Genomic DNA, 23,479 nt, shown 5'->3' on the forward strand with positions numbered 1-23,479 from the left:
CCACGCTAATGCGGTGTGCCCGCGTGCCCGACGCTGGCCGCCTCGCCGCGCGCGAGCGCGACCGTCGACACCACCATCACCGCCACCGCAGCCACCAGCGTCAACCAGCCGGCCTCGCCGGGACGCAGCGTCTCGCCCAGCACGACCACCCCGAGCGCCGAGGCGACCACCGGCTCGGCCACCGTCATCGTCGGCAGCGACGCGGTCAGCGAACCGGCCCGGAACGAGGCCTGCTGCCAGGCGGTGCCCGCGACCGCGACCGCCGCCCACACGTACAGCTCCGGCAACGTCAGCAGCGCCCAGATCCCGTCGCCGAGGCGGTCGACGACGCCCTTGGTCAGCACCGCGAACACGCCCCACAGCGCCCCGGACACCAGCGCCAAAAGCACCGCGCTCACCTGGCCTCTGGCGATCCCGGCGCCGATCACGCACAGCAGCAGCGCCGGGCCGAGCACCACGATGACGCCCATCCAGGCGTCGGTGGAACCGCGCGCGTCGCCCTCGGTCGGGTTGCCGACGGTGACGATCACCGCGACCGACGCGGCCAGCAGCGCCGCCCACGTCCACTGCCAGCCGGTCATTGGGCGCCGGGTCAGTCGCGCGTTGATCGGCAGCGCGAACAGCAGCGAGGTGACCAGCAGCGCCTGCACCAGCAGCACGGACCCGAGGCCCAGCGCAGCGGCCTGCAGCGCGAACCCGACGGCGGCGACCGCGCTGCCCAGCCACCACTGCCGGTCGCGCAGCAGCCGCGTGAACAACTGCAGGTGCCCGACCGGCTCGTCGGTGACCTCGTGGGCCTGGCGCTGGTGGATGACATCGCCGATCGCGATGAACAGGGCCGCCCCGAGCGCGCACAGCACCGCGAGATCCGCCCTGGCCATCCCGCTCCTCCCGTCGGTCCCCGACGAGCCTAGGCAGGTCATCGGGTGAAGCCGTGCGCACGGCCCCCGGCGACCTGTTTCAATATTGCCGACAGCGAGCAGGCGCCGCGGTGCGCGGCAGGTGCGCGGTGACCGCGCGGAGGGCATGAGGATACGGACATGACGACCAGCGAGCCAGGAGGCCAGGCCTCCCCGCCCAAACCCGCTCCCCGGCCCGGACCTGCGCGTCCCGTGCCGCGGCCGGGTCGGCCGGCAGCACCGGCGGTGGCCGCACCGCCGGCAAGCGACCCGCACCGCTTCGGCAGGGTCGACCCCGACGGCACGGTGTGGCTGATCACCGGTTCCGGCGAGCGCGTGATCGGGTCCTGGCAGGCCGGTGACCCGGAAGCCGCCTACGCGCACTTCGGCAGGCGCTTCGACGACATGGCGACCGAGGTGGCGCTGATGGAGAGCCGCCTGGAGTCCGGCACCGGTGACGCCCGCAAGATCCGGGCGGCTGCGCAGGCGCTGGCCGAGACGCTGCCGACCGCGCACGTGCTCGGCGACGTCGACGCGATCGCCGGGCGGTTGACCGCGATCATCACCCAGGCCGACGAGGCCGCGCACGCCGACAAGGCCAAGCGCGAGGAGTTCCGCGCGGCTCAGACCGCGCGCAAGGAGGCGCTCGCCGCCGAGGCCGAGGACCTGGCCGCCAACTCGACCCAGTGGAAGTCCGCCGGCGACCGGCTGCGCGACATCCTCGAGGAGTGGCGCACGATCACCGGACTGGACCGCAAGACCGACGATGCCCTGTGGAAGCGGTACTCGGCGGCCCGCGAACAGTTCAACCGCAGGCGCGGTTCGCATTTCGCCGAGCTCGACCGCGACCGCGCCGGCGCCCGCCAGGCCAAGGAGGCGCTGTGCGAACGCGCCGAGGCGTTGTCGGACTCCACCGACTGGGGCCCGACCGGCGCGGCGTTCCGCGATCTGCTCAGCGAGTGGAAGGCTGCCGGGCGGGCCGCCAAGGATATCGACGACGCCCTGTGGCAGCGGTTCAAGGCCGCGCAGGACAAGTTCTTCGGCGCCCGCAACGCGGCCAACGCCGAACGTGACGCCGAGTTCCGCGCCAACGCCGAGGCCAAGGAAGCGCTGCTGGCCGAAGCCGAGAAGATCGACACCTCGGATCTGGACGCCGCGCGGGCCTCGCTGCGGGTGATCGGCGACAAATGGGACGCCATCGGCAAGGTGCCGCGCGAGCGGGCCGCCGATCTGGAGCGGCGGCTGCGGGCCATCGAGAAGAAAGTCCGCGAGGCGCCCACGCGCGGTGTCGACCCGGAGGCGCAGGCCCGCGCCGACCAGTTCCGGGCCCGCGCCGAACAGTACGAACGGCAGGCGGAGAAGGCCGCCGCGGCCGGACGCGACAAGGACGCCGCTGATGCGCGGGCCAACGCCGAGCAGTGGCGGCAGTGGGCCGACGCGGCCGCCGAGGCGCTCGGCAAGGGCCGCTGAACGCTCAGCAATCGGTGGAGATCTCGAACGGCGCGGTGGTGCGTTCGCCCGGATCGTCGTGGAAGAACCCGACCGCCGTGCCGGTGATCGTGAACTTGCCATCCACCAGGCTGGCTTCGGCCTCACCGGTGGTCTTGTCCCAAAAGCTGCCCGTGAACCCGCCCAGGTTGTTGATCTGCACCGATCGCGCGACGACCGGATCCCCGGTGCGAACCTGGGCGATCAGGCCGGGCGTCTGCTCGAGCGTCTCGAGATTCCACAGCCAGCCCACTTGGGTGCAATCGACGAGGTGCCCGCCGGTGTCCTTCCCGTCGATGCTCACGTGGACGAGGTGCTTGGCCAGCAGTTCCGGGCCCGACGCGCATCCCGTGAGGATCATCAGCACGGCTGCTGTTGCAACGGCAAATCGTTTGTCCATGGTGCCGCCTCGATGACTTTCCGGCTACTCGTCTTCGCCGGGCGTTGACATTCGCGTTCCCCACGGAGATTTGCTGCATACCTCCGGCGTATGGCGGGCAGCCATTGCGGGTATGACTTTGACCCGACTCCGGGAGGTCCGGTTATGGTCGAAGACCTCAGCGTCGCGCGCACCGCGGCAGCGCTGTTGCTGACCGTAGGACTCTCCGGCTGCTCTTCCGCACCGCCGGCTTCACCCGACACCATGGGCGGCACCGCGACGGTGTCCATCAACTCGCACCCCACCGGTGATCGGTACTACGTCAGCTGCGCCAAGGTGAAGTGGCTGCTGACCATCGAAAGCGGGGACGCCGACACGGGTTTCACGGCCATCGTCGATACGGACGACGGCCCCGACGCGCAGGTCGTCAAGATCCGCGACCTCGGCGGGTTCACCGGCTCCGCGTGGACGGGTGGCGTCGGTCAACTGCGGGCAACCCGCGACAATGGCCTGACCACGATCAGCGGCACCGGTTACGGGTACTTCGCCGACGACCCTCACCGCCCAGCGACAGCGGGCTTCGAAGTCACGGCCGGATGCTAGCCCGGCCGCGAGCGTTAGCCCGTGCGCGAACGGATCGTCACGGTTGTTCGCTCACGGTCCCCCCCGGCGCATGAACACCATTGATTGCTCGGACCCCGCCTGCGTCTGGTGCAAGCCACCCAGTGGTCCTCGACGGAATGCACCGGCTTGCCGGCAAAATCGGCGACCGCGGCCAGCGCTGCCGCTCCGACCCGAAGATGCTTGGCTCCCAGAGGGTTACCTCCTGAATTCAGTGCACGGGCCGGCTAGGGGGACCGCTTGGCTCGCTTCCAGCGGGCACCCAGCACGAGCGCGCCGGCGGCAGCGACGACACCGGCTACCGCCAGCGTGATCGTCCATATCCTCCGATCTTCGAGATTCATCTGACACAGCCGCGTGAAGTCGGTGTCGGCGACCACCCCACCGGGAACCGGGATGTTGACTGCGCTGCCGTCGTCGTGCGCGCGGGCGGCGGACAGGTCGGGCGCCACGGCGCTGCCGCACTCGATCGTCAGATTTTCGGGTGATGCCGAAACTGGAGTGAACAAGCCCGCGATGCCGACGATCGCCGCGACGACACCAACGATAAGCACTATCCGAGGCACAATCATGCGCTCATACCCATCGCCGCGGATTCCTCGCGGCAAGATTGCCGCAGCCGCTCCAGCGTCGCGGCGAGCAGCCTCGATACCTGTACCTGCGAAACGCCGACGCGCCGGCCGATTTGGCTCTGCGGCAGGTTCTCAACGAACCGCAGCCGCAGGATCAGCCGTTCACGCTCGGTGAGCGTGCTCACCAGTACGGCGACGGTCAGCGCGTCCTCGACGCTGCTGTAGCGCGGGTCGTCGAGGCCCTGTCGTGCGGCGGCCGGTTCGGATTTCCCATCACCGGGGGCAGCCGCGTCGAGTGACGACGGTCGGTACGCGACGGCCGCGTTGACCGACTGCACCACCTCGTCCCGGTCGACACCGAGTTCGGCGGCCAGTTCGGTGGCCGTCGGCGCCCGGCCGAGACGCTGTGACATCGGACCGATCGCGGCGCGCACGCGCTGGCGGGTGTCCCTGATCCTGCGGGGCACGTACATAACCCACGTGTGGTCGCGGAAGTGGCGGCGAACCTCGCCCATGATCGTCGGTACGGCGTAACCGAGAAACGGCCCCTTACCTGGGTCGTAGCGGTCGATTGCCTTGATCAGGCCCAGGCGGGCCACCTGCCTCAGGTCGTCGGCCGATTCGCCGCGGCCGGCGAAGCGGCCCGCGATATGGTCGGCCAGCGGCAAACATCTGGTGATGATCTGGCAACGAAGCGAGTCCCGTCCCGCCCCCTCAGGCGTGCGGCGCAGCTCGCAACACTGCGGGTGCACGTCGTCGTAGTCGTCTTCGTGAGTCCCCGCCGCGTCCGTGTCCACGGAATCGACGCGATTGTCGGGTTCCAGCAGGGCGGATACCATGACTGCCTCCCCTCTCGGTATTGACGTCGGACCGGCCCGCCCACGTTCGGCTGGGCGCTGACGACCGGCCTGTACGTGCAGACTATCGGCGCACGGATACCGCAACCTGAAAGGAATCTGATAAGAACCCGTGAACCCGGACTCGCAGATCCAGCGAACAGAAGTAGGCGCAATCGGCGCAGTGTGTCGGTCGGCCGCCGAACGTATAGGGACGCCGTTCGCGGGCAACTCGTCACCTCATGCAAGCTCTCACCCTTGACCCGACCAAAGCCCAGTCTCTGCGAGTGGCGGGAAACGCGCCGCAGGCCTTGAGCCTGGTGGGGTTGATCAACACCGCGCGGCAGCCGCACCACCACCTCGGCTGCACCTCAGAACCAGAACCTCAGCCCGGGCATCAGATTCGAGATAGGCAACTCAGATGAAAACACTGACCGATTCACGGCGTCGCGTTGCGGCGGCCGGTTTGGTGACGAGCGTGCTGGTCGCCGGTTGCGGTGACTCTTCGGAAATCGGATCGTCGAACAGGGGCGCGGGTTCGGAGACCGAGACGACGTCGGTCGAGAACGCGTTCATCGTGCCGCGGTTCATACCGGAGTCGTGCGCCATCCAGGTCGGCGATGCGGCGGCGCTAACGTTCACGGTGACGAACAACCGGATCACCGAGCCCGAACGCCTGCTCGGCATCGAGACACCCGCCGCCGAGGCGATTCGCCTGTCTCCCGACGCGACGCTGCGGATTCCGCCCGAGACGTCGATAGCCGCCGGCCAACCGATCGAAGACGTCACCGACGGCACCCCAGACCGACCCTTCACGGCCGTCGTCGAAGGGCTTCGGGAATCGGCCAGGCCCGGCACGTCGGTGGACATGACGTTCCACTTCGATAAGCAGGGCGACCTAGAGATGAAGGTTCCGATCGAGGCCTGTCCCACTCAGAAGTAGGCCATTCGGTGTGGCCGCCCGCGGGGTGGATCAGCCGTCGGTCGAACCGTCGGCCTCGTCGGGATCGTCGAGCAGGCTCTTCTTCTCGCGCTCGGCGGCGGCCCGGCGACGCTCCTCCTCGGCGGCCAATTGCAATGCGGTGCGCGACCACACGGCGCGCGCCCAGTGGAAGGTCACCAGCGCGACGGCCACCCACGCGATGATGAGCCCGACGTGGGGGCCTGGGTACTGCTCGGGAGCGGTCTGGCGCGACCACACCCCCAGCAGACCCAGAAGCGTCGCCACGGTCGACCCGGCCAGCGCCACCCAGGCCAGCGCCCACCGCCGCGTCAGCAGGGCCAGCATCGAGAAGCCGACGCCGAACACCGCAGCCAACCAGGTGAACACCCGCAGCGGCAGCGTGACGCCTTCGCGGATCGCGGCGTCGCTGTAGGTGAGCACGTCCAGCCCGCGCGCGGACCCCGTGTAGGGCAGGATGAACGACACCAGCAACGCGAACACGCCGATCGCAATGACCAAAGCTCTTGCGCCGGGGTCGATTTCGCGCGCGACGCGGCGTTCGGCGTCCTCCAGGTCGCCCTTGAACTGGTCGAAACCGTTGGTCATCGCGAACATCCTGTCGACACGGGGGCTTCGGTGGGCGCACCGATGCCCGGCATACCCAGCCCGACGCCGGTGCGCGGGCGCGTCCCGGCGGCGTGCGCGTCGCCGGCGCGGGTCCGGCGGTGCTGGTGCAGCGCCGAGTCGGCGATCAGATGGTGCGGCGCGGCACCGGTCACCGTCGTGGTCACGACGTCCCCGGGTCTGATGTCGGCGTCGCCCGGGTGGAAATGCACCAGGCGGCCGTCGCGGGCGCGGCCCGACATCCGCGCGGTGCTGGCGTCTTTGCGGCCCTCGCCGGTGGCGACCAGCACCTCGACGGTGCGGCCGATCTGCGCCCGGTTCTCCTCGAGCGAGATCCGCTCCTGCAGCTCGATCAGACGCTGGTAACGCTCGCCGACAACGGCTTTGGGTATCTGGTCGGCGAGCTCGGCGGCCGGTGTGCCCGGCCGTTTGGAGTACTGGAAGGTGAACGCGCTGGCGAAGCGGGCCTGTTCGACGACGTCGAGGGTGGCCTGGAAGTCCTCTTCGGTCTCGCCGGGGAATCCGACGATCAGGTCGGTGGTGATCGCCGCGTCCGGGATCGCGGCGCGCACCCGGTCGATGATGCCCAGGAACCGTTCGGCGCGGTAGGACCGGCGCATCGCCCGCAGGATCCGGTCGGAGCCCGACTGCAGCGGCATGTGCAGCGTCGGGCAGACATTCGGGGTTTCGGCCATGGCCGCGATCACGTCGTCGGTGAACTCGGCGGGGTGCGGTGAGGTGAACCGCAGCCGCTCCAGACCGTCGATGGTTCCGCAGGCGCGCAGCAGTTTGGCGAACGCGCCGCGGTCGCGCGGCTGCGCGGGGTCGGCGAACGAGACGCCGTAGGCGTTGACGTTCTGCCCGAGCAGTGTGATCTCGAGGACACCCTGGTCGACCAGGGACTGGACTTCGGCCAGCACATCGCCGGGCCGGCGGTCGACCTCCTTGCCACGCAGGGCGGGCACGATGCAGAACGTGCAGGTGTTGTTGCAGCCCACCGACACCGACACCCATGCGGCATAGGCGGATTCGCGGGCGGCGGGCAGCGCCGACGGAAATTCCTGCAGGGCCTCGACGATCTCGACCTGCGCGGACCGGTTGTGCCGGGCACGGTCCAGTAGCGCCGGAAGCGAACCGATGTTGTGGGTGCCGAACACCACGTCGACGTACGGCGCGCGGCGCACCACCGCGTCGCGGTCCTTCTGCGCCAGGCACCCGCCGACGGCGATCTGCATATCGGGGTCGGCCGCTTTGCGCGGTGCGAGATGGCTGAGGTTGCCGTAGAGCTTGTTGTCGGCGTTCTCACGCACCGCGCAGGTGTTGAACACGACCACGTCGGCGTCCTCGCTGTCGGCGGCCCGCCGGTATCCCGCGGCCTCCAGCAACCCCGCCAGTCGTTCGGAGTCGTGCACGTTCATCTGGCAGCCGTAGGTGCGGACCTGGTAGGTGCGCGTGGTCGACGGCTCGAGCGAGGACCCGACGGCCGCACCATGGCGAACGGCGTCGTCGGCCGTCGCGGATCGGGTCACCATCGAAGTCACGGACCCATGGTACGGACAGGGTCGCTGGCGGCTGCCGAGCACGTACGGGCTGAGCGCTCGCGGGAATTCGTCGGGGGTGATCGGCACGGATTGACGAGTTCCGGGCGAGGTCGGCCAGTGGTCGGTAAGGTCTCCACCCATGGATGCCAGCGGGTCGGATGGGGTCACCGTCAGTCCGACTCAAACCACCGTGCCCATGATCTCGATGACGGACGTCAACAAGCACTTCGGCGACCTGCATGTGCTCAGGGACATCAACCTCGAAGTCGACCGCGGCCAGGTGATCGTGGTGCTCGGCCCGTCGGGTTCGGGCAAGTCGACGTTGTGCCGCACGATCAACCGGCTCGAGCCGATCGACTCGGGCACCATCACCGTCGACGGCGAGGTGCTGCCCGAGGAGGGACGCAAGCTCGCGCAGTTGCGCTCCGATGTCGGGATGGTGTTCCAGTCGTTCAACCTGTTCGCGCACAAGACAATTCTGGAGAACGTCACCCTGGCGCCGATGAAGGTGCGCAAGGCGTCCAAGGACAAGGCGCGCGAGACGGCGATGTCGTTGCTGGAACGGGTCGGCGTGGCCAACCAGGCCGACAAGTACCCGGCACAGCTGTCGGGCGGTCAGCAGCAGCGCGTGGCGATCGCGCGGTCGCTGGCGATGAACCCGAAGGTGATGCTGTTCGACGAGCCGACCAGCGCGCTGGACCCGGAGATGATCAACGAGGTCCTCAACGTGATGACGTCGTTGGCCAAGGAGGGGATGACGATGTTGGTCGTCACGCACGAAATGGGCTTCGCCCGGGGCGCCGCCGACCGGGTGGTGTTCATGGCGGACGGCGCGATCGTCGAAGCTGCCCCGCCGAGTGAGTTCTTCACGAATCCGAAGTCCGAGCGCGCCAAGGACTTCCTCGGCAAAATTCTTCATCACTAGACGAAAGGAACTGGAAATGCCATCCATTTCGAAGCGCGTCCTGGGAGCCCTCGCGCTTGCCGTCGCGCTACCGCTGTCGGCTGTTGCGTGCGGCGGGGGTGAGAGCGGTGACACGATCGTCATCGGGACCAAGTTCGACCAACCGGGTCTGGGCCTGAAGAACCCCGACGGCACGATGAGCGGATTCGACGTGGACGTGGCCAAGTACGTCGCGGAGCAACTCGGTTACCCCGAGGACAAGATCGAGTGGAAAGAAGCCCCGTCCGGGCAGCGCGAGACCCTGATCCAGAACGGTCAGGTCAAGTTCATCGCGGCCACCTACTCGATCACCGACGCGCGCAAGGAGAAGGTCGACTTCGCCGGGCCGTACCTGATCACCGGTCAGAGCCTGCTGGTGCGCTCGGACAACACCGACATCACCGGCGAGGCGTCGTTGGCGAACAACAAGAAGCTGTGCTCGGTGTCGGGATCCACACCGGCACAGCGCATCAAGGACAAGTTCCCGGGTGTGCAGCTTCAGCAGTACGACACCTATTCGGCGTGCATCGAGGCGCTCAAGAACGGCGCGATCGACGCGGTGACCACCGACGAGGTGATCCTGGCCGGGTACGCCGCGCAGAGCCCCGGCGCGTTCAAGGTCGTCGGCGGCACCTTCTCCGAGGAGAACTACGGGATCGGCCTGAAGAAGGGCGACACCGAACTGCTGACGCAGATCAACGACGCGCTGGTCAAGATGGAGCAGGACGGCGCATGGACGAAGGCCTGGGAAGACAATCTGGGCGCCGCGGGTATCCCGGCACCGCAGCCGCCGCAGATCAACCAGAGCTGACGGACCTTCACCACGACAGGAGGTGATGTGGAGGTCCTCCCCGGATACACCGTCGGCCAGATCGTCGAGGCGTTCTGGACCACGATCCAGCTGACGGTCTACTCCGCCATCGGAGCGTTGGTACTCGGCACGGTGCTGGCCGCGATGCGGCTGGCACCGATGCCGGTGCTCAACTGGCTCGGCACCGCGTACGTCAACGTGGTCCGTAACACGCCGCTGACGCTGATCATCCTGTTCTGCTCGTTCGGGTTGGCGGGCACCATGGGCATCACGCTGGTCGACCCCCAATCGCTGACGTCGATCGAGGACAGCAACTTCCGGTTGGCGGTCGTCGGGCTGGCGCTGTACACGGCGGCTTTCGTGTGCGAGACAGTGCGTTCGGGGGTGAACACCGTGCCGCTCGGCCAGGCCGAGGCGGCCCGGTCGCTGGGGTTGACGTTCAGCCAGAATCTGCGGCTCATCCTGCTGCCGCAGGCGTTTCGGGCGGTGATCATCCCGTTGGGATCGGTGTTGATCGCGTTGACGAAGAACACGACCATCGCCTCGGCGATCGGCGTGGCCGAGGCCGCGTTGCTGATGAAGGAGATGATCGAGAACACCGCCGCGATCCTGGCCGTCGGCACCATCTTCGCCGCCGGCTTCGTGGTTCTCACCCTGCCGACCGGCCTTTTCTTCGGGTGGCTGGGTAAGCGGATGGCGGTCGCCAGATGAGTTCGGCCTCGGTACTTTTTGACGCTCCCGGCCCCCGGGCCCGGATCCGCAACTGGGTGGTGTCGGGGGTCGTCCTCGTACTCACCGTGGTGATCTTCGGCGTCGTGCTGGTGCAGATGGCCGCCAAGGACCAGCTGACCGCCGAAAAGTGGCAGCCGTTCCTGACGGCGGACTTGTGGAAGACCTACGTGCTGCCCGGTCTGCAGGGCACCTTGACGGCGGCGGCGATCTCGATCGTGTTGGCGCTGATACTGGGATTCGTTCTCGGCGTGGGAAGGCTGTCGACGCACGCCCCCATCCGCTGGGTCAGCGCGGTCATCGTCGAGTTCTTCCGCGCGGTGCCCGTGCTGATCATGATGCTGTTCGCGTTCGCGCTTTTCGCGCTGTACGACGTATTCCCGTCCAAGCACCTGGCGCTGGCCGCGGTCGTCACCGGCCTCACGCTGTACAACGGGGCGGTCATCGCCGAGATCGTGCGGGCCGGGGTGCACGCGCTGCCCCGTGGTCAGTCGGAGGCGTCGTTCGCGGTGGGGATGACGTGGGGCCAGACCATGCGGTCAATCCTGTTGCCGCAGGCGGTCACATCGATGCTCCCGGTGCTGATCTCGCAGCTGGTCGTGGTGCTCAAGGACAGCGCGATCGGGTACATCATCACCTTCCTCGAACTGGTGCGCCAGGGCGTACAGATGGGTACGGCCTACAGCAATCTTCTGCCGGCGCTGATTGTGGTCGCCATCCTGATCATCAGCATCAACTTCGCGCTGTCATTGGTGGCCACTATGGTGGAGGCGCGGATGCGACGCTCGCGCCGCGGGCCGGCGCCGCTGGAGTCCGATGCCGTCGAACAAGAAGGCGCACCGGGCGCGAAAGCGGTGTGAGTTCAGCGTAATTGCGCGCAGCGCTGCAGCAGCTCCTCGCTGGGTGGATGGTAGAACGACAGCACGACGTGCTGGCAGCCGAGGTTCGCGTACTCCGCGACGGCGGCCAGTTGCGCCTCGACCTGGTCCGGCTGGTCGGGGTGCAGGAACAGCTGCACGCCGCGCCGGATCGACGTCGGGTCGCGTCCGGCGTCCCGGCACGCGGCGTCGAGATGGTCACGGGCGGCGGCCCATTCGCGCGGATCGGTGCTCGGCATGTTCCACTCGTCGGCGTGGCGTGCGGCGACGGCGAGCATCTTGGGCTGTGAGGCCCCTACGACGATCGGTGGGTGCGGCCGCTGCAGCGGTTTCGGGTCGCAGCGCGCTTCCCGCAGGGTGTAGAAGCGGCCGTCGAAGTCGACCTCGTCCTCGGTCCACAGCCGTCGGATGACGGTCAGCGCCTCGTCGACCATCGCCACCCGTTGACCCGGCGACGGGAAGTCGATGCCGTAGCCGCGATGTTCGTTCTCGTGCCAGCCGGCGCCGATTCCGAAGTCGAGTCGCCCGCCGCTGATGTGGTCGACGGTGACGGCCATCTTCGCCAGCACCGCCGGGTTGCGGTAAGTGACTCCGGAAACCAGACACCCCACCCGCGCGCGGCGGATCACCACCGCCATCGCCGCCAAGCTGGTCCAGCCTTCCAGTGTCGGCGTGGTCGGATTCACCAGACCGTAGAAGTGGTCGTAGTTCCACACCGCGGGGAATCCGAGGTCGTCTGCGCTGCGCCAGAACCGCTCGAGGACCGGATACTCGAAGGTGGGTGCGAGTTTGGCCGAAACTTGCATCGGCGCAATCTACCTCGCGACTGAGCAGAATTCACGGTAGCGGCACACGAACGCAGCGCTCTACGGGACACTGACCGCTGTGCAGGTGAGCCTTTTCGCATTCGAACTCCTTCCCGAATCGACGCTGCGTAGCGGTGTCGATCTGATGGTCCGCCTGGTGGAGGCAGCGGGCGCGCTGGTCATCGTGATCGGTGCATTGATCGCGATCGTCAAGTTCTTCGCCGCGCTGCTGCGCCGCGACCCCGTGGAGTTCTCGTCGGTGCGCCTGACCCTGGGCCGATTTCTGGCCCTCGGCCTGGAATTCCAACTCGCCAGCGACGTCCTGCGCACCGCGATCTCGCCGTCGTTCGAGGAGATCGGGAAGCTGGCGGCGATCGCCGCGATCCGCACGGCGCTGAACTACTTCCTCGCCAAGGAGATCGCCGCCGAGCAACGGGCGATCGAGCAACGCACCGCCGCCCGTACGGACCACGACCCGACCGCACCGTGATCGGATTCACCGACCTGTCCTGGGTCATCGCGGCGGCCGGGATCGCGCTGGCCGCGCTGACGCTGGTGGTGATGCGACGACCGCAACTGGCCCTGCACGTGCTGTTGGACTTCCTGCTGGCGGCCGGACTGCTGCGGCTCAGCGCCGACGCGTCCTGGCGGTCGATCGCCGTCACCGCCATCGTGGTCGCGGTGCGCCACCTGGTCACCCGCGGTCTGACGCCGTCTATACCCGGCGGCGTTCCCGCTCGTTCGCCAACGCCACCTTGACGACGTCGAACGCCATGGTCTGGCTGTAGCCGCGGCGGGCGAGCATCCCGACCAGCCGCCGCGCCAGCTTCGTGTCGTCGTCGGTGAGCTTCTCGCGGCGCAGCTTGTCGGCGACGAGCCGTTCGGCCCGGGCACGTTCGGCCTCGGGGTCGTCGTCGGCGAGGACCGCGTCGATGATCTCGTTGTCGACGCCCTTGGTCCGCAACTCCGCGATCAGGGCCCGTCTGCCCTTGCCGGCGTTGGCCCTCCGCGACTGCACCCATTGCTCGGCGAAGTCGGCGTCATCGATCAGGCCGACTTCGGCGAGCCGGTCGAGTACCCGTTCGCTGACGTCCTCGGGGTAGCCGCGCTTGGCGAGCCGCTCGGCCAGTTCCGCGCGGGTGCGTGCTCTCGCGGTGAGCAGGCGCAGACACACATTCCGCGCCTGCTCCTCGCGAGAGGCCTCAGAAGTCGACGGGGGCGGGCAGGACTTCGTCATCAGTCACCACGGCGCCGATGCCGAGCTTCTCTTTGATCTTCTTCTCGATCTCGTTGGCCACCTCGACGTTCTCGAGCAAGAAGTTACGCGCGTTCTCCTTGCCCTGGCCGAGCTGCTCACCCTCGTAGGTGAACCACGAGCCGGACTTGCGGATGAAGCCCTGCTCGACACCCATGTCGATCAGCGAGCCTTCCTTGCTGATGCCCTTGCCGTAGAGGATGTCGAACTCGGCCTGCTTGAACGGCGGCGAGACCTTGTTCTTGACGACCTTGACCCGGGTGCGGTTACCGACCGCGTCGGTGCCGTCCTTGAGGGTCTCGATCCGTCGAACGTCCATGCGGACCGAGGCGTAGAACTTCAAAGCCTTTCCGCCCGTTGTGGTTTCGGGTGAGTTGTGCACCATGACACCGTCGACGAAGTAGTTGTGGTTGCCTTCGACCTCGATGTCGAAGCGATTCATCGACCGCGTATGCGGCTTGACGTGGACATCGAGGATCCGCGCCGGCACCAACCGCTGCGTGGGCTCCACGAATTGCGGCGTGACCTCCGCCTTGCCGCGGAACCGCGGCAACAGCTTGTACTCCATCGACGAAGCCATGTGCGGCGCCACAATCTCCTGGAACTTCGCGCTGGCCGCGGTGGAGAACACCAGCACGGCTTTCCCGGCCTTACCGGACCGCCGCAGGCGAACGTCGAGGCCGTGGGTGTCGCGCAGATAGTCACGCAACCGGACGCGCGTGCCCTCGGTCATGGCTTCGACGCAGATCTCGATACGGCCGCTGCCGCCGGCGGTGCGCTCCTGCAGGCCTTTCGACCGGAGGGTGAACGAGCCGTCGTCCATGTACCAGATGGCCAGCGCCAGCGGGGTGAGCGCCTTGAGGTATTCCTCGGAGAAGAACTTCTTGCCGTCACCCAGATAGACCGCGCGCTGCAGCTCGGCCAACTCGGGCAGCGGCGTGAAGTCGACAAACGTCGCACCCTTGTCGTTCACTCGGGTCGAGTGCGCGATATTGCCCAGAAGCGCTGTCTTCCACTGCAAGTAGTCCACCTGCTTGGCGCCGTGTCCCATCCGGAACCGCACGCCGTTGCGGTCTTGCCGATTGGGCGACAGGTTGCCGTCACCCATCAGTGAGCCGAGCACGACCTGGAACTGCTGATCGCTGAGTCGATGCGGCTCTGCCGCCATCACCCGGTCGCCGGCGATGAGGTCGCCCGCTTCCGTCCAGCCGCCGGGCGTGCGAATCAGGTGATTCGGGGTGGCCGCAAACTGCGACTTGCCATTGCCGCCCGACTTCTCAACCGTGAACTGCAGGAACTGCTCGGCCGGGCCGTTGTTGAACCAGTTCACGACCTTGCGCGGGACGACCCGATCGGTCTCCGGGTCATACGACAGCACCTCGACGTCCATCTTCTGGTTGACGATCTTGCCGATCTTCTCGGTGGAGCCGTCGGCCAACTGCACGCGGGTGCTGTAATTGAAGCACCCGAACATGACTCCGATTTTTTCGCGGAGCTGGTTGATGAAGATCGCGGTGGTGCCCGAATTACTCAGTGCGCCGGTCATCTTGCGCAGCGCCTGGCTCATCAGCCGGGCCTGCAGACCGACGTGGCTGTCACCCATCTCGCCCTCGATCTCCGCGCGCGGCACCAGCGCGGCAACCGAGTCGATGACCAGGATGTCCAGCGCGCCGGAGCGGATCAGCATGTCGGCGATCTCGAGCGCCTGCTCACCGGTGTCGGGCTGGCTGACCAGAAGCGCGTCGGTGTCCACGCCGAGCTTCTTGGCGTACTCGGGGTCCAACGCGTGCTCGGCGTCGATGAACGCCGCGATCCCGCCGGCGGCCTGCGCGTTGGCGACCGCGTGCAGCGCGACGGTGGTCTTACCCGAGGATTCCGGGCCGTAGATCTCGACGACCCGGCCGCGCGGCAGCCCGCCGATGCCGAGCGCCACGTCCAGCGCGATCGAGCCGGTCGGGATGACCGAGATCGGCTGGCGGACCTCTTCGCCCAGCCGCATCACCGAGCCCTTGCCGAAGTTCTTGTCGATCTGTGCGAGGGCCAGCTCGAGGGCTTTCTCGCGGTCGGGTGCCTGCGCCATGATGGTCTCCGTCCTGGATGTCTAGCTGTTCGGTGATCGGTTTCGATCAGTTGGCCGTGACGCTAGAGGCAGCCACCGACAAGTTCGGGACAAGTCGGCCTGACCAGCATCTAGCCGTCGAACACTGCCCACAGTAGACGAACATCTGTTCGACTCAAGTCTGACACGCCGTGTTCTGGAGCGAACCGTCGAGCGGATCCGGCGTCTGCGCCATGCTCTGCGGCCTATGGTGAAGTCATCCCGCCCGGAACGGGGTCCGGCATGCACGAGATGGCGATAACCCAGAGCGTGGTCGATGCGGTGTGCGAGCACGCCGCGGGCCGCCGGGTGCACTGCGTCACGCTCGAGGTCGGGGCACTCTGCGCCATCGTGCCCGACGCAATGCAGTTCTGCTTCGAGCTCGCCACCGCGGGCACCGTGGCCGACGGGGCACGTCTGGACATCGGCGTCCAGCCCGGGGCCGCGCGCTGCCGCACCTGCGACGAGAGCTTCGAACTGTCCGACCCGATCTTGCTGTGCCCATGCGGCAGTGCGGACGTCGAGGTGACCGCCGGACGGGACCTCAAGATTCTTTCGATGGAGGTGAGTTGACATGTGCGCAACCTGTGGCTGCGGCGAGGACGGGGTGACCGTCACCATTCCCGGACACACCCACCCCCACGAGCACGAGCACGAGCATCACGATCACACCGAGACGGTCACGCTCGAACAGAAGGTGCTTGCGAAGAACGATGAGCTTGCCGACCGGAACCGCGCCTGGTTGGCCGAACGCGACATTCTCGCGCTCAATCTCACCAGTTCGCCCGGGGCGGGTAAGACGACGCTACTCGAGCGCACCATCCGCGAGCTGAGCCCGCGCCGGCCGGTGGCGGTCATCGAGGGCGACCAGGAGACACTGCTCGACGCCGATCGCATCAAGGCCGCGGGTGCACGCGCCGTGCAAGTCAACACCGGTGCGGGCTGCCACCTCGACGCCGCCATGGTGCAGCGTGCCTTGAGGACCCTCGACCCGGAACCGGAGTCACTGCTGTTCATCGAGAACGTCGGGAATCTCGTCTGCCCCGCCCTGTTCGATCTGGGCGAACACGGCAAAGTCGTCATCATCTCGGTGACGGAGGGCGACGACAAGCCGCTGAAGTATCCACACATCTTCGCCGCGGCGGAACTGGTGATCGTGAACAAGATCGACCTGCTGCAACACGTGGTCTTTGATGTCAAAAAATGTTGCGGCCATGTGCGATCACTGAACCGGCGCGCGCAGATACTGACGCTGTCGGCCGCCAGCGGCGATGGTAGCGCTCAGTGGTACGAGTGGATCGACGAATGCGCAAAAACCGCTTCCTCGCGTACACCCGTTGACAAGATATGACCCCCGGAGTAAACCCATGTTCAGCACCGAACTCGGTGCCACGACACCGAGTGACGTTGGGAGTCGCAGCCCGGCTCCCGGTCGTGAGGGCCCCAGCCCGGCCCCCAGAAAGCTGTGACCTATGCCAACGGAGGCAGCAGTCAAAGCAGAAGAGGCGCTGATCCACGTTCTCTGGATCAACGCCGGATTGAGTTGTGACGGTGATTCTGTGGCGCTGACTGCCGCCACCCAACCCAGCATCGAGGAGATCGCCCTGGGCGCTCTTCCCGGGCTGCCGAGGATCGCCGTCCATTGGCCCCTGATCGATTTCGAGTGCGGACCAAACGGGGGCGCCGACGATTTTCTCGAATGGTTCTTCAAAGCCGACCGGGGTGAGCTGGATCCGTTCGTTCTGGTGGTCGAGGGGTCCATCCCGAACGAGAAGATCAAGGCCGAAGGCTACTGGTGCGGATTCGGAAACGACCCGGCCACCGGCCAACCGATGACGACGAGCGAGTGGCTGGATCGGCTGACACCCAAGGCCACTGCGCTCGTCGCGGTGGGCACGTGCGCCACCTACGGCGGTATCCACGCGATGGCGGGCAACCCGACCGGGGCCATGGGAGTACCCGATTACCTCGGCTGGGACTGGAAGAGCAAGGCGGGCATACCGATCGTCTGCGTGCCCGGCTGTCCCATCCAACCGGACAACCTCGCCGAGACACTGACCTACCTGCTCTACATGGCCACAAACCAGGCTCCGATGATTCCGCTCGACGACGCGTTGCGGCCCCAGTGGCTGTTCGGCGCATCCGTGCACGAAGGTTGCGACCGCGCCGGCTATTACGAACAGGGTGACTTCGCCACCGAATACGGCTCTCCCAAATGCATTGTCAAGCTTGGCTGTTGGGGCCCGGTGGTGAAGTGCAACGTGCCCAAGCGCGGTTGGATCAACGGTGTCGGTGGCTGCCCTAACGTCGGCGGCATCTGCATCGGATGCACGATGCCCGGGTTCCCCGACAAGTTCATGCCGTTCATGGACGAACCGCCCGGCGGCAAAGTGTCGACCGCGGCGTCGGGACTGTACGGGTCGGTCATCCGCAGCCTGCGTCACGTCACGGGCCGCACGGTCGACAAAGAACCCAAATGGCGCCATCCCGGCACGCAACTCACAACCGGAGCGACGCGCACCTGGTAGTGCGCTCCCCCGGGGCGCCCAGGCGTGCTTTCGGGTACCGGAACACCCTGTGACGCTTCTCCTTCAGCCGAAAGGGAAAGCTCAATGACCACCATCATCCCCGAGCCCTCACACGTGAAGCGCGATCCCGGTCAACTCGTGGAGATGGCCTGGGATCCCATCACCCGCATCGTCGGCAGCCTCGGCATCTACACCAAGATCGACTTCGACAACCGCGAAGTCGTCGAGTGTCACAGCACCTCGTCGATCTTCCGCGGTTACTCGATCTTCATGAAAGGCAAGGACCCTCGCGACGCCCACTTCATCACCAGCCGCATCTGCGGTATCTGCGGCGACAACCACGCCACCTGCTCGTGCTACTGCCAGAACATGGCTTACGGCGTCAAACCACCGCACCTGGGCGAATGGCTGATCAACCTGGGCGAGGCCGCCGAGTACATGTTCGACCACAACATCTTCCAAGAGAACCTGGTCGGGGTGGACTACTGCGAGAAGATGGTCGCCGAGACGAACCCCAGTGTGCTGGCCAAGGCTGAGAACACGCAGGCCCCGCACGCGGACATGCACGGCCACCGCACGATCGCCGACATCATGCGCGCGCTCAACCCGTTCACCGGTGAGTTCTACCGCGAGGCGCTGCAGGTCAGCCGCTGGACGCGGGAGATGTTCTGCCTCATGGAAGGTCGCCACGTCCACCCGTCCACGCTGTATCCCGGTGGCATCGGCACCACCGCGACGGTCCAGTTGATGACCGACTACATGACCCGATTGATGCGATACGTGGAGTTCATGAAGAAGGTCGTGCCGATGCACGACGACCTCTTCGACTTCTTCTACGAAGCGCTCCCCGGTTACGACCAGGTCGGGTTGCGGCGGACGCTGCTGGGGTGCTGGGGATCCTTCCAGGATCCCGAGGTGTGCAACTTCGAGTACAAGGACATGGAACGCTGGGGCGACGCGATGTTTGTCACCCCGGGCGTGGTGATCGACGGCAAGCTGCACACCCACTCGCTGGTGGACATCAATCTGGGCATCCGAATCCTGCTGGGGCACTCGTACTACGACGATTGGACCGACCAGGAGATGTTCGTCAAGACCGATCCGCTGGGCAATCCGGTGGACCGGCGGCACCCCTGGAACCAGCACACCAATCCCCGCCCGCAGAAGCGCGACTTCGACGGCAACTACAGCTGGGTGATGGCGCCGCGATGGTTCGACGGCACGGATCATCTGGCGCTGGACACCGGCGGCGGACCGTTGGCGCGGTTGTGGTCCACCGCGCTCGCCGGGCTTGTCGACATCGGCTACGTGAAGGCGACCGGACGAAGCGTGCAGATCAACCTGCCCAAGACCGCCCTGAAGGGACCGGTCGAGTTCGAATGGAAGATACCCGAATACGGCAGCAACACCCTCGAGCGCAATCGGGCGCGGACGTACTTCCAGGCCTACGCGGCCGCCTGTGCGCTGCACTTCGCTGAGAAGGCGCTGACCGAGATCCGCGCGGGCCGCACCAAGACCTGGGAGAAGTTCGAGGTACCCGACGAGGGCATCGGGTGCGGGTTCACCGAGGCGGTCCGCGGAGTGCTGAGCCACCACATGGTGATCCGTGACGGCAAGATCGCGAACTATCACCCCTATCCGCCGACCCCGTGGAACGCGAACCCGCGCGACAGTTACGGCACACCGGGCCCCTACGAGGATGCGGTGCAGGGTCAGCCGATCTTCGAGGAGAACGGCCGGGAACACTTCAAGGGCATCGACGTCATGCGCACGGTGCGCAGTTTCGATCCGTGTCTGCCCTGCGGTGTGCACATGTACCTGGGAAAGGGGAAGTCGCTGGACCTGCTGCACTCCCCCACCCAGTCCGTCACCGGGGAATAGGAAATGGTCCCGCCGGAAAGAGACGACGTGCAGTGGCGTACGGCGGGTGACCGGATACAGGGCCTGCTCGACGCGTCCGCCGCGGGCGGCCCCGCGGCCTACGAGCGGGCGGTTCAGCTCGTCGGCGAGGTGACCGATCTCTACGGCGAAGGGCTGGAGCGGATACTGCGGATCGCGGTGGGCGCCGACGCCCGCCTGGCGGAGCGGTTCGCCGGCGACGACCTGGTGGCGAGCCTGCTGCTCGTGCACGGGCTCCACCCCCACAACGTCGAGCAGAGGGTCGCGGATGCCCTGAACAGGGTCCGCCCGTACCTGGGCTCACACGGCGGCGACGTCACCTTGCTCGACATCGCGTCTCACCCCGAAGGATCGGTTGTGCGGCTGCAGTTCACGGGCAGCTGTAAGAGCTGTCCGTCCTCGGCGGTGACGCTCGAACTGACCGTCGAGGACGCCATCCGGGCGGCGGCCCCTGAGGTGAGCTCGATCGAGGTGGTCCCCGCGGATGCCGCCGGCACCGTGATACCCGCGGCGGCACTGCTCAGCCGCGTCCATCAGAGCGGACCGGGCTCGGCGGTGTGGCACGCCGTTCCCGAGCTCGCGGACCTGGCACCCGGCGACGTCGGCGGGTTCTACGTCGCGGGACACACCGTGCTCGCGTGCCGCGTCGGCGACGCGGTGTTCGCCTACCGCAACCGGTGCGGTGTCTGCGGTGAGACGCTGGCCGGTGCTGCCTTGCATCGCCGGATGGGCCGGCCCGCCGACGAGGCCGTACTGCGCTGCCCGGGTTGTCACGCCCACTTCGATGTCGTGCACGCCGGCGCCTGCGTCGACGACGCCGCCCCGCAAGCGCACCTGCAACCGATCCCGCTGCTCACCCGCGACGGAGTGCTCTCGATTGCGATGGCGACCGAACCAACGGGAGCGGGCATGGCATGAGTGACGCCTACGACGTGCTCGCCCGGATCCGGGCCAGCCGGGGCGGACCCGCTCCGGCGGTCGAGCGCTGTGAGATGTGCACCGAGCCGATCACCGAGCGCCATCAGCACGTCGTGAATGTCGATGCACGACAGTTGATGTGCGTGTGCCGCGGTTGTTACCTGCTTTTCACCGACGCCACCGCCGAGCTCCGCTTCCGCGCGGTGCCCGACCGCTGGCTGACCTTTCCGGACTTCGGGCTCGGGCATCGGGAGTGGCAACTCCTTCAGATCCCGGTGGGGTTGGCGTTCTTCTTCCGCAACTCGGCGGTGAACCACGTGGTGGCCTTCTATCCGGGGCCGGCTGGTGCGACGGAGTCCGAACTGGACCTGACCGCGTGGGACGGTGTGCGCGACGCGGACCGGCGCGTCGATCTGCTGGCCGACGACACCGAGGCCCTCCTCGTGCGCGTGCCCGACGACGAGACCCGGCCGCCGGAATGCCATCTGGTGCCCATCGACGCCTGCTACGAGTTCGTCGGCCGGCTCCGCCAACTGTGGCGCGGCTTCGACGGCGGTCAGCAGGTCCGGGAGTACGTCGACGACTTCTTCGACGAGGTTCGCGCCCGCGGCAAGGTGGTGGTGCCGTGCCAGAGTTGACGTTCGCAGTGCTCGACATCTCCGCCGAACCGTACGCGGTGACTCCGGTGCTCACCGCGCGTCTCGGTATCTCCGCCGACGGCGAGGAACCCGTGCACGCGATCGCATTGCGCTGCCAGGTCCGCATCGAGCCGTTGCGGCGCGGTTACACCGACGACGAAGCGCTCGGACTGCTGGACCTGTTCGGGCCCCGCGAGCGCTGGGACGCCACACAGCACAATTTCCTCTGGCAGCACTGCAGTACGGTGGTGCCGGGCTTCTCCGGCACCACACAGGTCGACCTGGCACTCGAGTGCACCTACGACTTCGAGGTCACCGCCGCCAAATACTTCCATGCGCTGCGGGACGGTGCGATTCCCCTGCAATTCCTGTTCAGTGGAACGGTTTTCACCAGGGGCGTCAACAACTTCGCCGTGCAGCAGGTGCCGTGGGACCGCGAAGACCACTACAAACTTCCCGTCTCGACATGGCGTGAACTCATGCGGCTGCACTATCCCAACGCCGGATGGCTGAGGTTGAGCCACGACACCCTGGCGGCTTTGTCCGCGTTCAAATCCGCGCGCGGACTGCTGGGCTACGACGATGCGATCGCCTCACTGCTGACCACCCACGTCGCACAGGAGGTTCGATGACCGCAGACTGGGACCACGCGCGAGCCGTCGCGGATGCAGTGCTCTACGAGGGGTATCTGCTGTACCCGTATCGTGCGACGTCGAGCAAGAACCAGTCCCGTTGGCAATTCGGGGTGTTGAGCCCGATCGGCGCTTCCGAAGCCGGCATCGGCGAAGAGTCCACGCTGTCGGCTCAGGTTCTGATCGCTTCCCGCGGCATCACGATGGTAACCGGTGTGGTCCGGTTTCTTCATCTGCAGCACCGCGGTGTCGAACGCGACCTCGGCGACGGCCGTTTCGAACCCGTCGACGAACTCGTGTCGGATGCGGGCTGTTGGCTTTGCTGGGACGAGGCCGTCGAGTGCGAGGTCCCGATCGACCCGCTCCCGGTGATGAGCCTGCCTGCCACGCTGAACATCTCGGTCGCGCCGACGACCGAGGTGGAGCTCGTCCCCGGCGGCCGGCTGGTGCGGACTCGGCGACCGTTGCGCGGTCGGGTGGACATCTCCGCTGACGACGACGACGGACTTCTGCGGCTCACCATCGATGTGCGCAATACGGCCCCGCCCACCGGGGACAAAGACGAGGCGATCGCCCGTTCGATGATCGGGACCCATCTGTTGCTCGAGGTCGCGGACGGCGAGTTCGTCTCATTGCTCGAACCGCCGGACCGGGCGGCCGATGCCGCGGCGCGTTGCCGCCAGCATCGGTGCTTTCCGGTGCTCGCGGGCCCGTCGCCGCACCGGGACCTCATGCTGGCCTCCCCGATCATCCTCTACGACCACCCGGAGATCGCCGAACAGAGCCAAGGCGCTCTCTACGATTCGACCGAGATCGACGAAATCCTGACCTTGCGGATCATGACGATGACCGACGGCGAGAAGGCGCAGGCTCGGGCCACCGACCCACGCGCCGCGGCGATCATCGACCGCTGCGACTCGTTGTCACCCGAGGCGATGCTCGACCTGCACGGTGTGCTCCGCGATCCGCACGCACCCGCCGGACTGATACCCGAGATTCCCGACGGGGTCGGGTGGTGGGACCCCACGGCCGACGCGGCGGTACGGCCGCACTCCGATGCCGTTCTGGTCAACGAGACCCGAGTGGCCCGCGGCAGCCGCGTGCGATTGCATCCCTCGCGCCGCGCCGACGCCCAGGATGTGTTCTACGCGAACAAGATCGCACGCGTCACGTCGGTGCACGAAGACGTCGACGGCGAACAGCACATCGGCGTTGTGCTCGAGGAGGACCCGGCGGCCGACCTGCACGACTGGTACGGCCGCTACCTGTACTTCGCACCCGACGAAGTCGAACCCGTGGTGGAAGGGAGTTCACAATGGAAGTGATCGGCTGGATCGCTGTCGCACTGGTGGCCGGGATCGCCCTGGCGGCAGCGCTGATCGGCATTCGTTCGGTACCGGATGCGCGCCGCTACGTGAAGATGCGGCGGATGTGACCGCAA

The 23,479-nt window shown here is 67.0% G+C and carries 28 protein-coding genes; 18 read left to right on the forward strand and 10 right to left on the reverse strand.

Annotation, left to right across the window (positions count from 1 at the left end; all coding sequences use genetic code 11):
* Positions 1 to 5 precede the first annotated feature (5 nt).
* Positions 6 to 881, reverse strand: coding sequence for a DMT family transporter (locus BHQ18_RS23600; RefSeq protein ID WP_069416083.1), 876 nt, complete (start codon positions 879 to 881; stop codon positions 6 to 8).
* Positions 882 to 1,040: 159 nt separating this feature from the next.
* Between BHQ18_RS23600 and BHQ18_RS23605 the strand changes: the two genes are divergently transcribed.
* Entirely contained in the window at positions 1,041 to 2,369 is a 1,329-nt protein-coding gene (locus BHQ18_RS23605) for a DUF349 domain-containing protein (RefSeq protein WP_084294307.1), read from the forward strand.
* Between the two features lie 4 nt (positions 2,370 to 2,373).
* Here the strand turns inward: BHQ18_RS23605 and BHQ18_RS23610 are convergent, their stop codons facing one another.
* Positions 2,374 to 2,748 (reverse strand): lipoprotein LpqH, encoded by a 375-nt coding sequence (locus tag BHQ18_RS23610; protein WP_234794298.1) that lies wholly within the window; start codon positions 2,746 to 2,748, stop codon positions 2,374 to 2,376.
* Between the two features lie 183 nt (positions 2,749 to 2,931).
* On the opposite strand from BHQ18_RS23610, the gene BHQ18_RS23615 reads away from it, so the two are divergent.
* Positions 2,932 to 3,369: a lipoprotein LpqH gene (locus BHQ18_RS23615; protein ID WP_069416086.1), complete on the forward strand. Its 438-nt coding sequence runs from the start codon at positions 2,932 to 2,934 to the stop codon at positions 3,367 to 3,369.
* 245 nt (positions 3,370 to 3,614) lie between these two features.
* Here BHQ18_RS23615 and BHQ18_RS23620 read toward each other — a convergent pair whose 3' ends face one another.
* The 3 genes from BHQ18_RS23620 to BHQ18_RS30630 all read right to left on the reverse strand — a co-directional run bounded on the left by BHQ18_RS23620 (position 3,615) and on the right by BHQ18_RS30630 (position 5,449).
* Entirely contained in the window at positions 3,615 to 3,941 is a 327-nt protein-coding gene (locus BHQ18_RS23620) for a hypothetical protein (RefSeq protein ID WP_234794291.1), read from the reverse strand.
* 14 nt (positions 3,942 to 3,955) lie between these two features.
* Positions 3,956 to 4,798, reverse strand: coding sequence for a SigB/SigF/SigG family RNA polymerase sigma factor (locus BHQ18_RS23625; protein WP_084294309.1), 843 nt, complete (start codon positions 4,796 to 4,798; stop codon positions 3,956 to 3,958).
* Positions 4,799 to 5,212: 414 nt separating this feature from the next.
* Positions 5,213 to 5,449 carry a hypothetical protein gene (locus BHQ18_RS30630; protein WP_234794292.1) on the reverse strand — a complete coding sequence of 79 codons (237 nt, stop codon included), beginning with the start codon at positions 5,447 to 5,449 and terminating at the stop codon, positions 5,213 to 5,215.
* On the opposite strand from BHQ18_RS30630, the gene BHQ18_RS30635 reads away from it, so the two are divergent.
* Positions 5,439 to 5,738, forward strand: coding sequence for a copper chaperone PCu(A)C domain-containing protein (locus BHQ18_RS30635; RefSeq protein ID WP_234794293.1), 300 nt, complete (start codon positions 5,439 to 5,441; stop codon positions 5,736 to 5,738). The two genes, BHQ18_RS30630 and BHQ18_RS30635, sit on opposite strands and share 11 nt — an antisense overlap.
* A gap of 30 nt (positions 5,739 to 5,768) precedes the next feature.
* Here the strand turns inward: BHQ18_RS30635 and BHQ18_RS23635 are convergent, their stop codons facing one another.
* Together BHQ18_RS23635 and miaB are read right to left on the reverse strand one after the other, a co-directional pair.
* Positions 5,769 to 6,353 (reverse strand): Rv2732c family membrane protein, encoded by a 585-nt coding sequence (locus tag BHQ18_RS23635; protein WP_069416089.1) that lies wholly within the window; start codon positions 6,351 to 6,353, stop codon positions 5,769 to 5,771.
* Complete coding sequence (gene miaB, locus BHQ18_RS23640) at positions 6,341 to 7,894, reverse strand: tRNA (N6-isopentenyl adenosine(37)-C2)-methylthiotransferase MiaB (protein WP_069416169.1); 1,554 nt, start codon at positions 7,892 to 7,894, stop codon at positions 6,341 to 6,343. Before miaB ends, BHQ18_RS23635 begins: the two co-directional genes overlap by 13 nt.
* A 205-nt stretch (positions 7,895 to 8,099) precedes the next feature.
* Between miaB and BHQ18_RS23645 the strand changes: the two genes are divergently transcribed.
* Genes BHQ18_RS23645 through BHQ18_RS23660 form a run of 4 tightly spaced genes read left to right on the forward strand, consistent with a single transcriptional unit; the run spans position 8,100 to position 11,246 of the window.
* Positions 8,100 to 8,828 (forward strand): amino acid ABC transporter ATP-binding protein, encoded by a 729-nt coding sequence (locus tag BHQ18_RS23645; protein ID WP_069416090.1) that lies wholly within the window; start codon positions 8,100 to 8,102, stop codon positions 8,826 to 8,828.
* A gap of 16 nt (positions 8,829 to 8,844) precedes the next feature.
* Complete coding sequence (locus BHQ18_RS23650; RefSeq protein ID WP_069416091.1) at positions 8,845 to 9,657, forward strand: glutamate ABC transporter substrate-binding protein; 813 nt, start codon at positions 8,845 to 8,847, stop codon at positions 9,655 to 9,657.
* A gap of 27 nt (positions 9,658 to 9,684) precedes the next feature.
* Positions 9,685 to 10,368 carry an amino acid ABC transporter permease gene (locus tag BHQ18_RS23655; RefSeq protein WP_069416092.1) on the forward strand — a complete coding sequence of 228 codons (684 nt, stop codon included), beginning with the start codon at positions 9,685 to 9,687 and terminating at the stop codon, positions 10,366 to 10,368.
* A complete protein-coding gene (locus BHQ18_RS23660; RefSeq protein WP_069416093.1) occupies positions 10,365 to 11,246 on the forward strand; it encodes an amino acid ABC transporter permease in 882 nt (293 codons plus the stop codon). Before BHQ18_RS23655 ends, BHQ18_RS23660 begins: the two co-directional genes overlap by 4 nt.
* Before the next feature lie 2 nt (positions 11,247 to 11,248).
* Here BHQ18_RS23660 and BHQ18_RS23665 read toward each other — a convergent pair whose 3' ends face one another.
* Positions 11,249 to 12,070 (reverse strand): TIGR03560 family F420-dependent LLM class oxidoreductase, encoded by an 822-nt coding sequence (locus BHQ18_RS23665; protein WP_069416094.1) that lies wholly within the window; start codon positions 12,068 to 12,070, stop codon positions 11,249 to 11,251.
* Positions 12,071 to 12,215: 145 nt separating this feature from the next.
* Here BHQ18_RS23665 and BHQ18_RS23670 point away from each other — a divergent pair, with 145 nt between their 5' ends.
* Both BHQ18_RS23670 and BHQ18_RS23675 read left to right on the forward strand, forming a co-directional pair.
* Positions 12,216 to 12,560, forward strand: a complete 345-nt coding sequence (locus BHQ18_RS23670) for a DUF1622 domain-containing protein (RefSeq protein ID WP_084294318.1) — start codon at positions 12,216 to 12,218, stop codon at positions 12,558 to 12,560.
* A complete protein-coding gene (locus BHQ18_RS23675) occupies positions 12,557 to 12,829 on the forward strand; it encodes a hypothetical protein (protein WP_069416096.1) in 273 nt (90 codons plus the stop codon). Before BHQ18_RS23670 ends, BHQ18_RS23675 begins: the two co-directional genes overlap by 4 nt.
* Here BHQ18_RS23675 and recX read toward each other — a convergent pair.
* Entirely contained in the window at positions 12,786 to 13,307 is a 522-nt protein-coding gene (recX, locus tag BHQ18_RS23680; RefSeq protein ID WP_069416097.1) for a recombination regulator RecX, read from the reverse strand. The genes BHQ18_RS23675 and recX overlap by 44 nt on opposite strands.
* Positions 13,273 to 15,405 (reverse strand): intein-containing recombinase RecA, encoded by a 2,133-nt coding sequence (gene recA / locus BHQ18_RS23685; protein ID WP_069416098.1) that lies wholly within the window; start codon positions 15,403 to 15,405, stop codon positions 13,273 to 13,275. Before recA ends, recX begins: the two co-directional genes overlap by 35 nt.
* A 261-nt stretch (positions 15,406 to 15,666) precedes the next feature.
* On the opposite strand from recA, the gene BHQ18_RS23690 reads away from it, so the two are divergent.
* From BHQ18_RS23690 to BHQ18_RS30955, 9 genes are all read left to right on the forward strand, one after another.
* A complete protein-coding gene (locus BHQ18_RS23690) occupies positions 15,667 to 15,996 on the forward strand; it encodes a hydrogenase maturation nickel metallochaperone HypA/HybF (protein ID WP_069416099.1) in 330 nt (109 codons plus the stop codon).
* A gap of 1 nt (position 15,997) precedes the next feature.
* Positions 15,998 to 16,774 (forward strand): hydrogenase nickel incorporation protein HypB, encoded by a 777-nt coding sequence (gene hypB, locus BHQ18_RS23695; RefSeq protein ID WP_069416100.1) that lies wholly within the window; start codon positions 15,998 to 16,000, stop codon positions 16,772 to 16,774.
* Between the two features lie 121 nt (positions 16,775 to 16,895).
* Positions 16,896 to 17,951 carry an NADH-quinone oxidoreductase subunit B family protein gene (locus BHQ18_RS23700; RefSeq protein WP_069416101.1) on the forward strand — a complete coding sequence of 352 codons (1,056 nt, stop codon included), beginning with the start codon at positions 16,896 to 16,898 and terminating at the stop codon, positions 17,949 to 17,951.
* 84 nt (positions 17,952 to 18,035) lie between these two features.
* The gene (locus BHQ18_RS23705; protein ID WP_069416102.1) at positions 18,036 to 19,832 is read left to right on the forward strand and encodes a nickel-dependent hydrogenase large subunit; all 1,797 of its coding nucleotides are present in this window, start codon (positions 18,036 to 18,038) and stop codon (positions 19,830 to 19,832) included.
* Between the two features lie 3 nt (positions 19,833 to 19,835).
* Entirely contained in the window at positions 19,836 to 20,768 is a 933-nt protein-coding gene (locus BHQ18_RS23710; RefSeq protein ID WP_069416103.1) for a NifU-related iron-sulfur-binding protein, read from the forward strand.
* Positions 20,765 to 21,406: a DUF5947 family protein gene (locus BHQ18_RS23715; RefSeq protein ID WP_069416104.1), complete on the forward strand. Its 642-nt coding sequence runs from the start codon at positions 20,765 to 20,767 to the stop codon at positions 21,404 to 21,406. The genes BHQ18_RS23710 and BHQ18_RS23715 overlap by 4 nt, the downstream gene beginning before the upstream one ends.
* Positions 21,394 to 22,038, forward strand: coding sequence for a DUF6084 family protein (locus BHQ18_RS23720; protein WP_069416105.1), 645 nt, complete (start codon positions 21,394 to 21,396; stop codon positions 22,036 to 22,038). Before BHQ18_RS23715 ends, BHQ18_RS23720 begins: the two co-directional genes overlap by 13 nt.
* Complete coding sequence (locus tag BHQ18_RS23725) at positions 22,035 to 23,363, forward strand: hypothetical protein (RefSeq protein WP_069416106.1); 1,329 nt, start codon at positions 22,035 to 22,037, stop codon at positions 23,361 to 23,363. Before BHQ18_RS23720 ends, BHQ18_RS23725 begins: the two co-directional genes overlap by 4 nt.
* Entirely contained in the window at positions 23,354 to 23,473 is a 120-nt protein-coding gene (locus BHQ18_RS30955) for a DUF6893 family small protein (RefSeq protein ID WP_372516610.1), read from the forward strand. Before BHQ18_RS23725 ends, BHQ18_RS30955 begins: the two co-directional genes overlap by 10 nt.
* The last annotated feature ends 6 nt before the right edge of the window (positions 23,474 to 23,479 follow it).

Source organism: Mycolicibacterium flavescens (genome assembly GCF_001722335.1).
Taxonomy (GTDB): domain Bacteria; phylum Actinomycetota; class Actinomycetes; order Mycobacteriales; family Mycobacteriaceae; genus Mycobacterium; species Mycobacterium flavescens.

Bases quoted from the DNA above. Each gene is read 5' to 3' on its own strand.
- BHQ18_RS23600 (WP_069416083.1), bottom strand. From the start codon at position 881: ATGGCCAGGGCGGATCTCGCGGTGCTGTGCGCGCTCGGGGCGGCCCTG.
- BHQ18_RS23605 (WP_084294307.1), top strand. From the start codon at position 1,041: ATGACGACCAGCGAGCCAGGAGGCCAGGCCTCCCCGCCCAAACCCGCT.
- BHQ18_RS23610 (WP_234794298.1), bottom strand. From the start codon at position 2,748: ATGATCCTCACGGGATGCGCGTCGGGCCCGGAACTGCTGGCCAAGCAC.
- BHQ18_RS23615 (WP_069416086.1), top strand. From the start codon at position 2,932: ATGGTCGAAGACCTCAGCGTCGCGCGCACCGCGGCAGCGCTGTTGCTG.
- BHQ18_RS23625 (WP_084294309.1), bottom strand. From the start codon at position 4,798: ATGGTATCCGCCCTGCTGGAACCCGACAATCGCGTCGATTCCGTGGAC.
- BHQ18_RS23635 (WP_069416089.1), bottom strand. From the start codon at position 6,353: ATGTTCGCGATGACCAACGGTTTCGACCAGTTCAAGGGCGACCTGGAG.
- miaB (WP_069416169.1), bottom strand. From the start codon at position 7,894: ATGGTGACCCGATCCGCGACGGCCGACGACGCCGTTCGCCATGGTGCG.
- BHQ18_RS23645 (WP_069416090.1), top strand. From the start codon at position 8,100: ATGATCTCGATGACGGACGTCAACAAGCACTTCGGCGACCTGCATGTG.
- BHQ18_RS23650 (WP_069416091.1), top strand. From the start codon at position 8,845: ATGCCATCCATTTCGAAGCGCGTCCTGGGAGCCCTCGCGCTTGCCGTC.
- BHQ18_RS23660 (WP_069416093.1), top strand. From the start codon at position 10,365: ATGAGTTCGGCCTCGGTACTTTTTGACGCTCCCGGCCCCCGGGCCCGG.
- BHQ18_RS23665 (WP_069416094.1), bottom strand. From the start codon at position 12,070: ATGCAAGTTTCGGCCAAACTCGCACCCACCTTCGAGTATCCGGTCCTC.
- BHQ18_RS23670 (WP_084294318.1), top strand. From the start codon at position 12,216: ATGGTCCGCCTGGTGGAGGCAGCGGGCGCGCTGGTCATCGTGATCGGT.
- recX (WP_069416097.1), bottom strand. From the start codon at position 13,307: ATGACGAAGTCCTGCCCGCCCCCGTCGACTTCTGAGGCCTCTCGCGAG.
- recA (WP_069416098.1), bottom strand. From the start codon at position 15,405: ATGGCGCAGGCACCCGACCGCGAGAAAGCCCTCGAGCTGGCCCTCGCA.
- BHQ18_RS23690 (WP_069416099.1), top strand. From the start codon at position 15,667: ATGCACGAGATGGCGATAACCCAGAGCGTGGTCGATGCGGTGTGCGAG.
- hypB (WP_069416100.1), top strand. From the start codon at position 15,998: ATGTGCGCAACCTGTGGCTGCGGCGAGGACGGGGTGACCGTCACCATT.
- BHQ18_RS23700 (WP_069416101.1), top strand. From the start codon at position 16,896: ATGCCAACGGAGGCAGCAGTCAAAGCAGAAGAGGCGCTGATCCACGTT.
- BHQ18_RS23705 (WP_069416102.1), top strand. From the start codon at position 18,036: ATGACCACCATCATCCCCGAGCCCTCACACGTGAAGCGCGATCCCGGT.
- BHQ18_RS23710 (WP_069416103.1), top strand. From the start codon at position 19,836: ATGGTCCCGCCGGAAAGAGACGACGTGCAGTGGCGTACGGCGGGTGAC.
- BHQ18_RS23715 (WP_069416104.1), top strand. From the start codon at position 20,765: ATGAGTGACGCCTACGACGTGCTCGCCCGGATCCGGGCCAGCCGGGGC.
- BHQ18_RS23725 (WP_069416106.1), top strand. From the start codon at position 22,035: ATGACCGCAGACTGGGACCACGCGCGAGCCGTCGCGGATGCAGTGCTC.
- BHQ18_RS30955 (WP_372516610.1), top strand. From the start codon at position 23,354: ATGGAAGTGATCGGCTGGATCGCTGTCGCACTGGTGGCCGGGATCGCC.